This is a genomic window from Enterobacter sp. HMSC16D10 (assembly GCF_001807145.1).
Taxonomy (GTDB): Bacteria; Pseudomonadota; Gammaproteobacteria; order Enterobacterales; family Enterobacteriaceae; genus Enterobacter; species Enterobacter roggenkampii.
This window is the reverse complement of record NZ_KV787896.1, coordinates 134,517-149,789: the sequence shown is the minus strand read 5'-3', so window position 1 is coordinate 149,789 and position 15,273 is coordinate 134,517. Positions and strand designations below refer to the sequence as shown.

The window sequence follows — 15,273 nt, the reverse complement described above, 5'->3', positions numbered from 1 at the left end:
TTTTATTTCGTCGTGAGGGATTATGCGTTTCCGGCAATTGCTCCCGCTCATCGGGGCACTCTTTTCGCTGTACATCATCTGGGGCTCAACCTACTTTGTCATTCGCATCGGCGTGGAAAGCTGGCCGCCGCTGATGATGGCGGGCATCCGCTTCCTTTCGGCGGGTATCCTGCTGCTGGCCTTCCTGATGCTGCGCGGGAATAAGCTTCCCCCGCTGCGCCCGATGCTGAATGCCGCCCTGATCGGCCTGCTGCTGCTGGCAGTGGGGAACGGGTTTGTGACGATTGCCGAGCACCAGAACGTCCCGTCCGGGATCGCCGCCGTGGTCGTTGCCACCGTACCGCTGTTTACCCTCTGCTTCAGCCGTCTTTTCGGCATCCGCACCCGCAAGCTGGAATGGCTGGGGATTGGGATTGGGCTGGCCGGCATTGTTCTGCTCAACAGCGGCGGCAACCTGAGCGGGAATCCGTGGGGCGCGGTGATTATCCTGATCGGCTCGATGAGCTGGGCGTTCGGCTCCGTCTACGGGTCGCGTATCGAACTGCCGACCGGCATGATGGCCGGTGCGATTGAGATGCTCGCCGCGGGGATTGTCCTGCTGCTGGCCTCCACCCTGACGGGAGAAAAGCTGACCGCGCTGCCGGACCTGTCGGGCTTTCTCGCGGTGGGCTACCTGGCGCTGTTTGGCTCTATCATCGCCATTAACGCCTATATGTTCCTGATCCGCAACGTCTCCCCGGCGGTCGCCACCAGCTACGCCTACGTTAACCCGGTCGTGGCCGTGCTGCTCGGGACAGGACTGGGAGGAGAAACGCTCTCGCCTGTGGAATGGATTGCTTTAGGGATCATCGTGTTTGCCGTCGTACTGGTCACGCTGGGCAAATATTTGCTGCCGGCAAAACCGGTGGTCACGCCTTGTGAGGTGGAGAAACCGTAAGCAGGTGAATACCCTGCGTGTCGATCTGCGCGGTCTGACCGCCGCCGCAGATCCACTCTTCCAGCCGTTCGCGCAGATCGGTATCGTTCAGCTTTAGTCTGCCTCTCAGCGCACACTCCCAGACGATCAGCACCCGCCAGCCCTGCGCAATAAGCATTGAGAGATCCCGTTTGTCGCGCTCGACGTTTTTACCAATCTTATCCAGCCAGAAATCGGTGCGCGTCGCGGGGACTTTAAACAGATAGCAGTCGTGATGGTGCCAGAAGCAGCCGTGAGTAAAGATGATGCACTGCCAGGCGTCGATGACGAAATCGGGACGACCCGCCAGGGCGGGATCCTGCACGCGAAAGTCAAACCCTGCCTGCGTCAGCAGCGCGGCCAGGCGCTTTTCAATGGCGGTGTCACGCGTGCCGATGGCACGCATGTTTTTACTGCGCGTGGCCTTATCGTGAACGTCCGTCATTGACGGCCTCACTCTGGCGTAGCGCCACCGCCTGTCTGATGCGCGGAGCCAGCAGTTTTGCGACAGCCGCAAACGCGGGAACGACGACCGAGTTACCAAACTGGCGGTACGCCTGGGTGTCTGAAACCGGAATGCGGAAACCGTAGCCTTGCGGCGTTTCAAAGCCCATCAACCGGGCGCATTCCCGCGGCGTTAAGCGCCGTGGGCGATGACGCTGGTTGTGCGGATCGTCGAAATCTTTTTCACCCAGCGCTTTGTCCCAGCCTCTGTCGATCAGGATTTCCGCACCGTCTTTATAGTAGCGAGCAGACAGCGTGCGGGTGACGCTGTGCGGATCGTTCGGGTTGACCATCCCAAAACCGAAGCCGTTGCCTTTCGCCTGATGCTTCTTGGCATAGCGGTAGAGGTATTTCCACAGCACCGGGGTCAGGATAAATTTCGCGTCGACGACCGGTTCCAGCAGGTCGGCCACGGTAGGACGGCGCTCGGGATACAGAGAAGGAATATCCCGCAGGGTGAAATCCCCTTTCAGATTGAGATCGCGGCGGAAGCCCACCAGCACGATACGTTCGCGATGCTGGGGCAGGAAATGTTTCCCATCAATGATTTTAGGATCGTCCGCGCCCATGTCCTCTGAATCGGCCACGTCATAACCCAGCTCATCCAGCGTTTGCATGATAATGCGGAAGGTTTTCCCGCCGTCGTGGCTTTTTAAGTTTTTGACGTTTTCCAGTACAAAAATGGCCGGACGACGGGCGTCAATAATGCGCGCCACGTCAAAAAACAGCGTTCCCTGCGTATCGCAGGCGAAACCGTGGGCGCGTCCGAGGGCATTCTTCTTGGAGACGCCGGCCAGCGAAAAAGGCTGGCACGGAAAGCCGGCCAGCAGCACGTCATGCGCGGGGATCGTCTGACGAATATGCTCGGCGGCCTGCTCATCGCTCACGCCGCTTTTATGGCTCAGGGTGACATCGCGAATATCGGCGTTGAAATGATGCTCGTGCGGGTCGCAGTACCAGTTGGCCTTATAGGTCCGCACGGCGTGCTTGTTCCACTCGCTGGTAAATACGCACTGTCCGCCGATAGCTTCAAAACCGTGCCGAATACCGCCGATACCGGCAAACAGATCGATAAACCGGAAGGCATAGTTCGGGTGCGCGGCAGAAGGTCGCGGAAGCAGGTTTTGCAGATAACGAAACTCGCCTTCACTCAGGCGACGCCCTGCTCGCTCGCTGGTCAGCAGACGTTTAAGGATCGCCGGGCTCCAGTGGCTTTCGCCGTGCGCCACCAGCAGACTGGCCAGCGTTTTAGCATCATAGATATCCAACAGCTGGCGCAGTAAGGCCTGCACCGTTGCCGTTGATTTCTCAGCCTGCGCGGGCGCGGGCTCTTTCACTGCTCGATTTTCCTGCATTCTTTTAACCGGAGAGTAAAGACTGGGAACAGATTACCACAGTTCAGTTGCGCAAACTGCGACGGAAGTGGCTCAGCACCTCGCTATCCAGCCCGAGGCAGTCGCCATGTAATTCGGCGCTGAGTTTCGCCATAAACTGGATCAGAAAATCGGCATTGTGACGTGCCAGTTCGCGGCCCATTTCCGTCTGCATTGTATCAGGCAAACGCAGCAGCTTGGTCTGAAAATGGTCGAGGGCAAATGCCCTATCGTCGAGAGGGCGCGCATCGGCAAAGGGATCGTCCGCGTCAAATAGCGGCACGCCCAGCGCGCCCGAGACGGCAAAAACGCGCGCCAGGCCGATAGCACCTAACGCTTCCAGCCGGTCAGCATCCTGCACTATTTTGGCTTCCATACTCTGCGGCGCGATTTCGGCGCTAAAGCTGTGCGCCTCAATCGCGTGCGCGACGGCGGCAATATGCTCTGGCGGAAAGTCCGGAAAGTCGCGGCGCAGAATGTCGCTCGTCTTACGCGCGGCGAGCCTTGACGACTGACTGCGTTCGGGATGATTTTTCGGCAGGCTGACAATATCGTGAAAATAGCATGCGGCCAGAATCACCCGCGGCTCGACCGTGTGGTGAACCATGATTTTTTGCGCCGTCATCCAGACCCGTCGAAAATGCGAAATATCATGTGCGGTATCGTCGTTCTGATGATTGTCCTTGAGCCAGCGCTCAAAGCCATGCTGCCACCGGGCCAGTTCCATCGTCATGTCCTGTTGTTAAAAAGAGGATGAATTATAACATAGCCAAATTAAATAAATTAAAAAATAGAAATGCGAAATATTTAATAATAATTACACCTTATAAATTCAATTAATTAATTCACCGGAAAAATAAAGAGATTTATAGAAATAATTTGAAATATTTCATCGAATTTTATTACATTTATTTTTGAAACTAAATCACATCTCCTGGAATAGTATCAACCCTGTAATTACGGAGGGTAATTACATATATTCATATAAATTATCTTTAAAGGGAATATATAATGAAAAGAAAAGTTCTGGCAATTCTTGTACCCGCGTTATTAATGGCAGGCGCAGCAAATGCGGCTGAAATGTACAACAAAGACGGCAATAAAGTTGACCTGTACGGTAAGGTCGACGCGCGTCATACCTTCTCTGACAACCCTGGCGACGACGGCGATGAAACCTATGTACAGATTGGTTTCAAAGGCGAAACCCAGATCACTAACGACCTGACCGGTTACGGCCAGTGGGAATATAAAACCTACGCTAACGATACCGAAGGCGCGGGTGATAAATCCTTTAACCGTCTGGCATACGCTGGCCTGAAATTTGGCGAATACGGTTCATTTGATTATGGCCGTAATTACGGCGTCGTGTACGACGTTGAAGCGTGGACCGATATGCTGCCTGTATTTGGCGGTGATTCCTACACCTGGACTGATAACTTTATGGTTGGCCGTACCAACGGTGTTGCGACCTATCGTAATAATGATTTCTTTGGTCTGGTTGATGGCCTGAACTTTGCGCTGCAGTATCAGGGTGCTAACGAAGGTGCTAACGCTAACGAAGATCAGGAAGGCACTAAAAACGGTCATAAAGACGTACGCTTCCAGAACGGCGACGGCTTCGGTATGTCCACCTCCTATGACTTCTCTGGCGATCTGTCCGGCCTGAGCCTGGGTGCAGCGTACTCTTCTTCTGACCGTACCAACGATCAGGTTGCCTACGGCAAAGCCGCAGAAAGCATCGGTTTTGCGGGTGGCGAAAAAGCTGAAGCCTGGACCGTTGGCGCGAAATACGACGCAAACAGCGTTTACCTGGCGATGATGTATGCGGAAACCCGCAACATGACGCCAATCGGCAACGTTGGTATCGCCAACCAGACTCAGAACTTTGAAGCGGTTGCACAGTACCAGTTCGACTTCGGTCTGCGTCCTTCCCTGGCATGGGTTTACTCAAAAGGTAAAGATCTGGACGGTAAAGGATTCAATCAGGATCTGGTTAACTACATCGACCTGGGCATGACCTACAGCTTCAACAAAAACTTCTCCACTTATGTTGATTATAAAATCAACATGCTGGACAACGATGAAGCGCTGTATGACGCATACGGTATTTCCACCGACGACATCGTTGGTGTAGGCATGACCTACCAGTTCTAACCTCTAAAAATACCAAAGGCCGCATCTGCGGCCTTTTTTATTTCTTAACGGTACGTATTACGGCGCTTCCTGCAGCGCCACGCGGATAAACCCGTTATTCTGCACCAGCAGCTCATGAGCTTTCCACGCATCCAGCCCTGTCAGCACCATCAATACCGCTGTTTTACAGTGATGGTTACAGCTCTCCAGCGCCGCTTTTGCCTCCGCCCGGGAGCATCCCCCCGCTTCCATTACAATGGCGATTTGACGTTCGGCCCATTTGGTGTTGCTTGCCTCAAGATCCACCCGCAGGTTGCTGTATACGCGCCCGGTTCGAACGGCCAGCCCGGTAGCGATCATCGAGAGGATCATTTTTTGCGCGATCCCCGCTTTGGTGTTGAGGTAGCCGGCCACCACATCGGCACCCAGTTCGGGGGCTATAACCATACTCGCCAGCTGCGCGGCTTCACTTTGCGCATCACCGGTAATCACGGCGACCGGCGAACCCAGCGACCATGCATGCCGCATCGCTCCCCAGACCCACGGCGTTTTTCCGCTGACGGTCACGGCCAGCATCATATCGTGTTCACCAAATTTAATGGCCTGCAGGTCGGAAACGCCGCGCTCGTAGCTCCCTTCCCCCTCTTGTGCCGTTACGGCCATCACAGGGGTTTTGCCCGGCGCATAGTCATCGGCAACCTGTTGCGCGACGCGGCCAGACGGCCCCGCCCCGACAATGACCAGGCGACCACCGTGATTGAGGGTCGCGGCAGCGTTATCCACCGCACGGGCAATCGTCTGTAAGCAAGGGGTGATAGCAGCAGAAATGAGTGCATCATCCTGGTGAATGACTTTCAGCATGTCCAGCGTGGACAATCTATCGATATTCATCGTGCTGGCGTGCCGTCTTTCCTTGACCGAACCGGTAAGCATAATGCTCATAAACAGCCTCCTTATTATGAGTACCCACACACTATAAAGTGTTTTATATAGATGACCTGCGAGGAGGGTCACGAAAAGAGGACCAAATCCACGCTTTTACATGGCTTTAAGAAAAGTGCGTCATCGGCGATAATTACCCCCTTACTTAATCATCGCGGAGTGTTGATGAGCGATTTGCAGCCTTTCCTTCCGACGCGCAAGCGCCCCATGAAACTCAATACGCTGGTCACGCTGATGGTGTGCGCGATAATCGGTTCAGTTCTGCTGGTGGTTTTTGCGCTCTATTCGGTGCAGATCACCCGCGCAACGCGCGATGATGTCAAAGACACCGCGCTCGGCATTGCCCGCACCCTCGCCGACAGCCCCGAGATACAGCGCGGCCTGATGCAGGCACCGCAGGAGAACATTATTCAGCCCATCGCCCAGGCGGTGACGAAGCGAAACGATCTGCTGTTCACCGTGGTCACTGATATGCGCGGGATCCGCTACTCTCACCCGAATGAGGCGCTGCTGGGGCTGCATTTTATCGGTGACGATTTAACGCCCGCGCTGGAAGGCAAAGAGAACGTTTCGGTTAACCGGGGCGCGCTCGCCGAAGCGCTGCGCGTTTTTACGCCCGTCTACGACGCCCAGCACGAGCAGATTGGCGTGGTGGTCGTCGGAATCTCCCTGAATAAGGTTGAAGAGCAGATCGCTCGCGGGCGGCTAAACGCCGTCTGGACCATTTTGTTCAGTATTTTTATGAGTTCTATGGCGATTTGGGGTCTGGTGCGGGTTCTGAAGCGCATTCTGTTCGGGCTCGAACCCTACGAAATCTCCGCCCTGTTCGAACAGCGCCAGGCGATGCTGCAGTCGCTTCGCGAGGGTGTTCTGGCTGTTGATATACACGGGCGCGTGACGATGATTAATCAGACCGCCAGAGAAATATTGCTTCTCCCCTCCGGCAAGCAGACCGAAAACACCAGCGCGCCCCTGCTTGCCAGCCTGCGTGACGTTTCGAAGACGGGCGTCGCACGCCAGGATCAGGAGATCAGCTGCAACGGTCGGCTATTGCTGTGCAACATGGTCCCCGTAAAAAGTCAGGATCGGGTGATCGGCGCCATCACCACCTTCCGTGATAAAACGGAAGTCAGCCAGCTGATGCAGCGTCTGGACGGCATGGTTAACTACGTCGATGCCCTGCGCGCCCACACCCACGAGTTTATGAATAAACTGCATGTGATACTCGGCCTGCTGAATATTAAGCGCTACGACAAGCTGGAAGAGTACATTCTCCAGACGGCACATCATTACCAGACGGATATCGGTACGATACAGAGCAAGGTAAAATCCCCGGTGGTTGCCGGGTTCCTGTTGGGTAAAATCAACCGGGCGAAAGAAGCGGGCGTCACCCTGACGCTGGCGGATGAAAGCCAGATACCGGATACCGCAAGTGAAGAGCAGGTCGCGGTGCTGATCACCGCGCTAGGCAACCTCATTGAAAACGCGCTCGACGCGATGGAAGGACAGCAGGAGGGCGAGATCGGCCTGCTGCTGCATTATCAGAATGGCTGGCTCAGCTGTGAAGTCAGCGACGATGGCCCCGGCATTGATCCCACTCAGCTGGAGTCTATTTTTACAAAGGGCTTCTCAACAAAAGGTGAAAACCGCGGCGTTGGGCTGTTCCTTGCTCGCCAGCAGATTCAGAACCTTGGCGGCGATATCTCCGTCGAGTCTGAGCCCGGCGTATTTACCCAATTTTTTGTTCACATCCCCTGGGATAGCGAGAGGAAAATCGCGTGATAAATGTGTTAATTGTCGATGATGACGCCATGGTAGCCGACCTCAACCGTCTGTATGTCAACCGTGTTGAAGGCTTTAGCTGCTGCGGCGTCGCCTCCACGCTAAGCCAGGCCGAGGCCATCATTAATAACCCCAGCCAGCCCGTCGATCTGGTGCTGCTGGATGTCTATATGCAGCAGGATAACGGGCTGGATCTGCTGCCCGTGATTCGCGCATCCGGCCGCCCAATCGACGTGATCATGATCTCCTCGGCCGCCGACGCCGCGACGATCCAGACCTCCATCCATTACGGCGTGGTGGATTATCTGATAAAGCCGTTCCAGTTCCCGCGCTTTGAAGAGGCGCTGAACGGCTGGAAGGCCAAGCACAGCCTGATGGGGTCGCACCAGTATTACGAGCAGGCGGACGTCGACCGGCTGATCCACGGCGGGGCGCCGGAACTGGCGGACAGCAAAAAGCTGCCGAAAGGGTTAACGCCGCAAACGCTGCGCACGATTTGCCAGTGGATTGACGCTCACCCGGAGACGGAGTTTTCCACCGACGATCTGGCAAACGCGGTCAATATTTCTCGCGTGTCCTGCCGCAAATACCTGATCTGGCTGGCGCAAATCAATATTCTGTTCACCAGCATTCACTACGGCGCCACCGGGCGTCCGGTGTATCGCTACCGTCTCCAGCCGGAGCAAACGGGCCTGCTCAAGCAATACTGTCAGTAACGCGGTAGGTATCATCCAGCAGGGTAAAGCGGAAGTGGTGTGCTGAAGAGAACACCACTTCTTTTGTTTTGGTCACAAAGATGGCCTCAATGTCGGGGCGCGCACGCAGCGCGGCACAGCCCTTCTCCACGCCCATGCCGTACATCAGCGTGGTCCAGATATCGCCGTCGATGGAATCTTTCGAAATGATGGTGACGCTGTCCAGTTCGTTATCGAGCGGGTAACCGGTGCGCGGATCAAGAATGTGGTGATAGCGTTTGCCGTCTTGTTCAAAATAGCGCTCGTACGTTCCCGACGTGACGACGGACACGTTCTCAACGATCATCGTGCCGATCAGCGCATCTCCGGCGAACGGTTTTTTCAGCCCGACGCTCCAGCCCCCTTCCGGCGAGCCTAACGTCTGAATGTTGCCGCCGAGGTTAATCAGCCCCAGCTCCGCGCCCTCTTTATGCAGGTAATCCCGCACCCGGTCGGCGATATAGCCTTTGGCAATCGCCCCCAGATCGATCTCCATCCCCGCTCTGGTCAGAAACACGCTGCTGCTGGCCTCATCAAGGAGAACATCCTCGGGCCGGGTTATCGCCAGCAGCGACGCGATTTCATCGGCAGGCGGAACGCTGTCCCCCTGAAAGCCAATCTTCCAGCGCTTCACCAGCGGACCGATCGCCAGATTAAAGGCGCTGTCCTTGAGCAAGCTTGCCGCTTTTGCACAGCGGATCAGATCAAACACCGGCCGACTGACGGTGACCGGATGCTGGCCCGCCGCATCGTTAATGTCCATCACCTGCGAGTGCGCGCGGTTAACGGTGAGCAGATCTTCGTACTGTTTGATCAGACGAAACACGCGGGACGCGAGGGCTTCGTCATGGGAGAAGAGTTTCAGGAGGATGGGCGAGCCCATCAGAACGGCGGAGTAGCTGTAAACGCGATGGCTATCAGGCATGGCAGGAGTCCTCAGAAGTAGCCCCGGCAAGCTCCGCGCCGCCGGGGAAAATGCCGGATAGCGCTGCGCGTATCCGGCCTGGGAAGCAGGTGCCTTACATCTTTTTCGAACGCAGAGCCGCCTGATGTCCTGCAAGGGCACCAAAAATGATGATATCTGCCACTGCGTTACCGCCGATACGGTTGCCGCCGTGGATCCCGCCGACCACTTCACCGGCCGCAAACGCACCTGGCAGCACGTTGTGGTTGCTGTCCAGCACGCAGGTTTCGGTGTTGATGGTCACGCCGCCCATGGTGTGGTGCACGCCCGGTGCAATCTGAATGGCGTAGAATGGCCCTTCATTGATTGGCGCACGCAGCGCGGTGGTACGTCCAAAGTCGTCATCGTGCTGTTTTTCAACGAAACCGTTGTAACGTTCCAGGGTCGCCAGGAAAGCGTGGTAATCCATGCCGAGCGCTTCCGCCAGCGCTTTTGGCGAGCTGGCGCTGGCCACGAAGCCTTTAGCGATGTACTCATCCGCGGCTTTGTTTTTGGCGCGAACATGCTCGTCAAAGACGATGTACGCGTATTTCTCCGGCAGCGCGATGATTGACGCCGAGACTTTATCGCGGGTCGACATTTCGTTGTAGAAGCGTTCCCCTTTCTGATTGACCAGAATCGCCCCGCCGCCGCGGATGGATTCGGAAATCAGGTACGAGGTTTTCTGCTCTACGGTTGGGTGGATCTGGATCTCGCCCATATCAACCGTACCTGCCCCGATACGCTCCAGCAGCGCGATGCCGCCGCCGGTCGCCCCTTTGTGGTTGGTGGTAACGAACCCTTCCAGGTCAGGGCGGTATTTCACCACCATCTGGCTGTTAGCGCTGAAGCCACCGGTGGCCACAATCACGCTTTTCGCTGCCACGGTGAGGGTTTCGTTCTCTTCGGTGGTCAGGCGCACGCCGGTCACTTCGCCGTTTTCGAAGATGATGTCGCTGACGGAGGTATCCAGCATCACCTCGATATTGCGTTTGTTGACGTTACGCACCAGGCCGCTGATCAGGTAGCCGCCGACCGCTGAGCCGTCTTTTGGACGGTGGGTACGGTCAATGCTCATCCCGCCGGTGGTGGTGATATCGTTCAGCATGATGCCGCGGGTTGCCAGCCATTCAATCGCCTGCGGCGCGTTCTCAACGAAGCGGTGCAGCAGTTCCGGGTTGTTCTTGTTGCCGCCACCTTTCAGGCTTTCCTGGTAGAACAGCTCTTTGCTGTCCTGAATGCCCTTCACGCGCTGGAAGCGGGTTTCTGCGGCGTTCATCCCGGCAGAGGCTTTAATGGTGTTGCCACCGATGGTTGGCATTTTCTCAACTATCAGCACGCTCGCGCCTTCGTCGTGCGCCTGAATCGCCGCCGCCAGACCGGCGCCGCCGCTGCCGACAACCACCACATCCACGCTGCGGGTTTCGTTCGGGTCAACGCCCTCTTCCGCGGCCAGCGCTTTGCTGGATTTCAGCATCGCTTTAGAGACCGCTTTCTTCACCGCCTCGCTCTGGCTGGTGGCGCCGGTGATGGCATCCACGTGCGGGGTGTTGGCATCCAGAATGCGGGTACGGATCTCTTCAAAGCTGGTGACAAACTCAACGTCTTCGCTCGGGCCAGAGGCCAGCTCGATGTCTGCAATGCGGTCCGTTTCCAGACTGACGTTAATCACCAGCTCGTTCGCGTCGTCCTGCACCTTCTCAGTAAACATGCCCGGTTTGAATTTCGATTCGCTCATGCTCATGTCGCGGATCATCGCTTCCACCAGCGAGAAGCGCCACAGCGGCTCAGGAATGTTCAGCGCCTCGCGCTGGGTGCTGTCCATAAACAGCTCCAGGTTTTCCCCGGCCGCGATGCGGTCGGTCCAGTCCGGGTAAGCGATGGTGGCACGGCCAACGGCAATCAGGTCGTAACCGTGGTCCAGCGCTTCATTGGCATCGGCGGCATTCACCACGCCGCCCACGCCCATCACCGGTACCTGAGCCAGCGTTTCAGAACGCATCGCGCAGTATTTTTCGATCAGCGGCGTCGGGTCCTGGGTGTCAACAATGGAAGGACGCAGGGTCGCGCCGACGGAGAAGTGGAGGTAGTCCACGCCGCGAGCCGCCAGTTTTTCCAGCAGGTACATGGTGTCTTCAAAGCGGATGCCCGGCACTTCAAGCTCTTCAGGAGAGAAGCGGTAGCCAATAATAAAGGCGTCGTCCGCGTACTGGCGCACCATTTTGTGGGTGATATCCAGTACTGCCAGCGGGAACTTCGCGCGGTTGTCGCGGCTGCCGCCCCACTCGTCATCGCGCTGGTTAGAGTTTGGCGAATAGAACTGCTGAATCAGATAGGTGTTTGCCCCGTGGATTTCCACGCCGTCGAAGCCGGCCTGGATGGCGCGGCGCACCGCTTCACCAAACTTGCCGATCATGCCTTCGACTTCTTCGCCAGTCAGTGCCACTGGCGTTGCTGCGCCCTCACGCGGCGCGGCAACAGCGCTTGGGCCAACCGGCGTACGGCCACCGATCAGTTTCGGGTCGACCATGCGGCCGCCGTGGTAGATCTGCAGCAGGGCTTTAGATCCTTTGGATTTGATCGCCTCCGCGATTTTCGCCAGCCCGGCAATTTTCTCGTCATTATCAATCCCGATCGCGCCCGGGAAGGCGAGACCGAGATCGTCGACGAAGCAGCACTCCACAATAATGGTGCCGATGCTTCCGGAACGGGCACGATAGTACTCCACCAGTTCGCTGGTGACGGTGCCGTCGTAATAGCCGGTGCAGGTGGTCATAGGGGCCATTAACAAACGGTTTTTCAGTTCAGTGCCATTCGGTAATGTGAAGGGGCTAAGAATACGTTCGTTAGTGCTCATAATTGAAACTCCAAACTTTTTAAAATTAAGAATTCGTTATCGGATTGATTTTTTAGTTCGTCGTTATTTGCCGATGTCATGATATTAATATAATGATTTTTTTACTTTCTAAAGTTATTACGTTAGTTAAAAAACTATTTAATCCCTGCAATAACACAATTAACACATTGGTGTTAGCAAATGTCATTTAGCCATTCACAATAATTTAAAATTCGTTAAATAATGATTGGTAAAACCACTTTTCCAAATAACTAAAAACACCCAACAAAACAAACACATATGAAATCAAAGAAAATAAAAATGTTACAAAAATGATAAAATAAACCAATAAAAAAGGGAATACCCACATACGCCAGAGTGGTTATTAATAAAAGCATAAAAATAACGCTGCAATTCTATTTTTTTGATCGCGATCAATAGTTATGGCATCCAAAAGCGCAATATAAAAACATCATCAATTTTTAATTTAGCGCCTCCATAAAAGCGTTAAATTGCTATTACTGAAAATACAAAATCGCACCTTTAATAACTAAAAAAAGCAAAGAAACTTAAGAAAGTGATTTTGTTTTTCAGTACGACCGAATCTTTGACAACTTAAGACGTGAAACTATGAATACAAAAACTGCTGTAACGCCCCCTGTGGCGAACCAGGCATCAAATGGAAACGCAAAACGTCTGCTGATGATGGCACTGCCCGTCATCGTCGCCGTACTGCTGCTGTTTGTTCCGGTACCGGAAGGCCTGCCTCCTTATGCATGGCACTACTTCGCCATCTTCGTCGGCGTGATTGTCGGTCTTATCTTCGAACCCCTGCCGGGCGCGGTGATCGGCCTGACCGGCGTCGTCGCCATTGCCCTGTGCAGCCAGTGGGTGCTGTTCAGCCCTGAACAGCTGGCTGATCCGAAATTCAAGCTGGCGGGCGCCTCCTTTAAATGGGCGGTGAGCGGGTTTGGTAACTCTACCGTCTGGCTGATTTTCGGTGCCTTTATGTTCGCCGCAGGCTATGACAAAACCCGCTTCGGCCGCCGTCTGGCGCTGATTCTGGTGAAATACCTAGGCCGTCGCAGCCTGACGCTCGGTTACGCGATTACGTTTGCTGACCTGCTGCTGGCACCGTTCACCCCGTCCAACACCGCGCGCAGCGGCGGGACCATCTACCCGATCATCGCTAACCTGCCGCCGCTGTACGGTTCAAAACCGAACGACCCAAGCGCGCGTAAGATTGGTTCGTATCTGATGTGGGTGGCGATCACCGCGGCCTGTATCACCAGCTCAATGTTCCTCTCCGCACTTGCGCCGAACCTGCTGGCCCTGGCGCTGGTGAAAAGTACGGTTGGAATCGATATCTCCTGGGGGACCTGGTTCCTCGCCTTCCTGCCGCTGGGTATCCTGCTGATTCTGGCCATGCCGCTGCTGGCCTACTGGTTCTACCCGCCTGAAGTGAAGGTAAACAACGAAGTGCCGCTGTGGGCGACCCGTGAACTGGAAAAACTGGGCAAACTGTCCCGCAATGAAATCCTGCTGCTGGTGTTCGTGTGCTGTGCGCTGCTGATGTGGATCTTTGCCGCGGCGTGGATTGAACCGGCTATGGCTGCCCTGCTCATCGTCGGCCTGATGCTGTGGACCGGCGTGCTGGAGTGGAACGACATCACCGGTAATAAAGCCGCGTGGAACACCTTCGTCTGGTTCGCCACCCTGGTGGCGCTGGCGGATGGCCTCTCCTCTACCGGCTTTATCAGCTGGTTAGGTAAAGAAGGCGGTTTGCTGATGAGCGGTATCTCTCCGGGCGTAGCGACCATCGTGCTGCTGCTGGCGTTCTACCTGCTGCACTACCTGTTTGCCAGCACCACCGCGCACACCACGGCGCTGCTGCCAGCGATTCTGACCATCGCCTCCACCATCCCGGGCATGAATATGGAAGTGTTCGTTCTGCTGATGGTGACCTCGCTGGGCGTGATGGGGATCATCACCCCGTACGGCACTGGCCCAAGCCCGATCTACTACGGTAGCGGCTACCTGCCAACCAAAGACTACTGGCGCCTCGGCACCATCTTCGGTGCCATCTTCCTGGCGGCCCTGCTGCTGATTGGCTATCCGTGGATGTCCATGATGTTCTGATTCCTGACCGCCGGACTTCTCCTCCGGCGGTTTTATTTTTTTGGAGCAAGCTATGTCAAACAAACCGTTTTTTTATCAAAACCCCTTCCCACTGGCGCACGACGACACCGAATACTATCTGCTGACCAAAGAGCACGTTTCCGTTGCCGAGTTCGAAGGCCAGGAAGTGCTGAAAGTGGAGCCGGAAGCGCTGACCCTGCTGGCGCAGCAGGCCTTCCACGACGCCGCATTTATGCTGCGTCCTTCCCACCAGAAGCAGGTTGCCGCCATTCTTGACGACCCGGAAGCGAGCCAGAACGATAAGTACGTTGCCCTGCAGTTCCTGCGTAACTCTGAAATCGCCGCTAAAGGCGTGCTGCCAACCTGCCAGGATACCGGCACGGCGATCATCGTGGGTAAAAAAGGCCAGCGCGTCTGGACCGGCGGCGGTGACGAAGCGGCCCTGAGTCAGGGGGTGTACAACACCTACATCGAAGACAACCTGCGCTACTCCCAGAATGCGGCGCTGGATATGTATAAAGAGGTGAACACCGGCACCAACCTGCCGGCGCAGATCGATCTCTACAGCGTTGACGGCGATGAGTACAAATTCCTGTGCATGGCTAAAGGCGGCGGTTCTGCCAACAAAACCTATCTCTACCAGGAAACCAAAGCGCTGATCACCCCGGCGAAGCTGAAAAATTACCTGGTTGAGAAGATGCGCACTCTCGGTACCGCGGCCTGCCCGCCGTACCATATCGCGTTCGTGATCGGCGGTACCTCCGCGGAAGCGACGTTGAAAACCGTGAAGCTGGCCTCTACGCGCTACTACGACGCCCTGCCGACGGAAGGTAACGAACACGGCCAGGCGTTCCGCGACGTTCAGCTCGAACAGGAGCTGCTCCAGGAAGCCCAGAACCTCGGCCTCGGCGCGCAGTTTGGCGGTAAATACT

General features: G+C 55.7%; 12 protein-coding genes. 6 read left to right on the top strand and 6 right to left on the bottom strand.

Going from position 1 to position 15,273, the window contains the following annotated elements; genetic code table 11:
- Positions 1 to 22 precede the first annotated feature (22 nt).
- Complete coding sequence (yedA, locus tag HMPREF3143_RS17690; RefSeq protein ID WP_065102277.1) at positions 23 to 937, top strand: drug/metabolite exporter YedA; 915 nt, start codon at positions 23 to 25, stop codon at positions 935 to 937.
- Here the strand turns inward: yedA and HMPREF3143_RS17685 are convergent.
- From HMPREF3143_RS17685 to HMPREF3143_RS17675, 3 genes are all read right to left on the bottom strand, one after another.
- Positions 909 to 1,400, bottom strand: coding sequence for a very short patch repair endonuclease (locus HMPREF3143_RS17685; protein ID WP_045418757.1), 492 nt, complete (start codon positions 1,398 to 1,400; stop codon positions 909 to 911). The two genes, yedA and HMPREF3143_RS17685, sit on opposite strands and share 29 nt — an antisense overlap.
- The gene (locus HMPREF3143_RS17680) at positions 1,381 to 2,796 is read right to left on the bottom strand and encodes a DNA cytosine methyltransferase (protein WP_023293871.1); all 1,416 of its coding nucleotides are present in this window, start codon (positions 2,794 to 2,796) and stop codon (positions 1,381 to 1,383) included. Before HMPREF3143_RS17680 ends, HMPREF3143_RS17685 begins: the two co-directional genes overlap by 20 nt.
- Before the next feature lie 61 nt (positions 2,797 to 2,857).
- The gene (locus HMPREF3143_RS17675; RefSeq protein ID WP_070533876.1) at positions 2,858 to 3,559 is read right to left on the bottom strand and encodes a phosphohydrolase; all 702 of its coding nucleotides are present in this window, start codon (positions 3,557 to 3,559) and stop codon (positions 2,858 to 2,860) included.
- Between the two features lie 284 nt (positions 3,560 to 3,843).
- Here HMPREF3143_RS17675 and ompC point away from each other — a divergent pair, with 284 nt between their 5' ends.
- The gene (ompC, locus tag HMPREF3143_RS17670) at positions 3,844 to 4,986 is read left to right on the top strand and encodes a porin OmpC (protein WP_023325575.1); all 1,143 of its coding nucleotides are present in this window, start codon (positions 3,844 to 3,846) and stop codon (positions 4,984 to 4,986) included.
- Between the two features lie 57 nt (positions 4,987 to 5,043).
- Here the strand turns inward: ompC and HMPREF3143_RS17665 are convergent, their stop codons facing one another.
- Positions 5,044 to 5,907 carry an N-acetylmuramic acid 6-phosphate etherase gene (locus HMPREF3143_RS17665; RefSeq protein ID WP_025913340.1) on the bottom strand — a complete coding sequence of 288 codons (864 nt, stop codon included), beginning with the start codon at positions 5,905 to 5,907 and terminating at the stop codon, positions 5,044 to 5,046.
- Between the two features lie 165 nt (positions 5,908 to 6,072).
- Between HMPREF3143_RS17665 and HMPREF3143_RS17660 the strand changes: the two genes are divergently transcribed.
- A complete protein-coding gene (locus tag HMPREF3143_RS17660; RefSeq protein ID WP_023293867.1) occupies positions 6,073 to 7,689 on the top strand; it encodes a sensor histidine kinase in 1,617 nt (538 codons plus the stop codon).
- A complete protein-coding gene (gene dcuR, locus HMPREF3143_RS17655) occupies positions 7,686 to 8,405 on the top strand; it encodes a two-component system response regulator DcuR (RefSeq protein WP_008500296.1) in 720 nt (239 codons plus the stop codon). Before HMPREF3143_RS17660 ends, dcuR begins: the two co-directional genes overlap by 4 nt.
- Here dcuR and HMPREF3143_RS17650 read toward each other — a convergent pair.
- Together HMPREF3143_RS17650 and HMPREF3143_RS17645 are read right to left on the bottom strand one after the other, a co-directional pair.
- Positions 8,386 to 9,348 (bottom strand): FAD:protein FMN transferase, encoded by a 963-nt coding sequence (locus HMPREF3143_RS17650; protein WP_070533874.1) that lies wholly within the window; start codon positions 9,346 to 9,348, stop codon positions 8,386 to 8,388. The two genes, dcuR and HMPREF3143_RS17650, sit on opposite strands and share 20 nt — an antisense overlap.
- A gap of 94 nt (positions 9,349 to 9,442) precedes the next feature.
- Positions 9,443 to 12,223, bottom strand: a complete 2,781-nt coding sequence (locus tag HMPREF3143_RS17645; RefSeq protein ID WP_070533872.1) for a flavocytochrome c — start codon at positions 12,221 to 12,223, stop codon at positions 9,443 to 9,445.
- A 609-nt stretch (positions 12,224 to 12,832) separates the two neighbouring features.
- On the opposite strand from HMPREF3143_RS17645, the gene HMPREF3143_RS17640 reads away from it, so the two are divergent.
- Complete coding sequence (locus HMPREF3143_RS17640) at positions 12,833 to 14,341, top strand: anion permease (RefSeq protein WP_084832198.1); 1,509 nt, start codon at positions 12,833 to 12,835, stop codon at positions 14,339 to 14,341.
- 52 nt (positions 14,342 to 14,393) lie between these two features.
- Positions 14,394 to 15,273: fumarate hydratase (locus tag HMPREF3143_RS26350; protein ID WP_254668440.1), on the top strand; the 880-nt coding region annotated here is incomplete at its 3' end.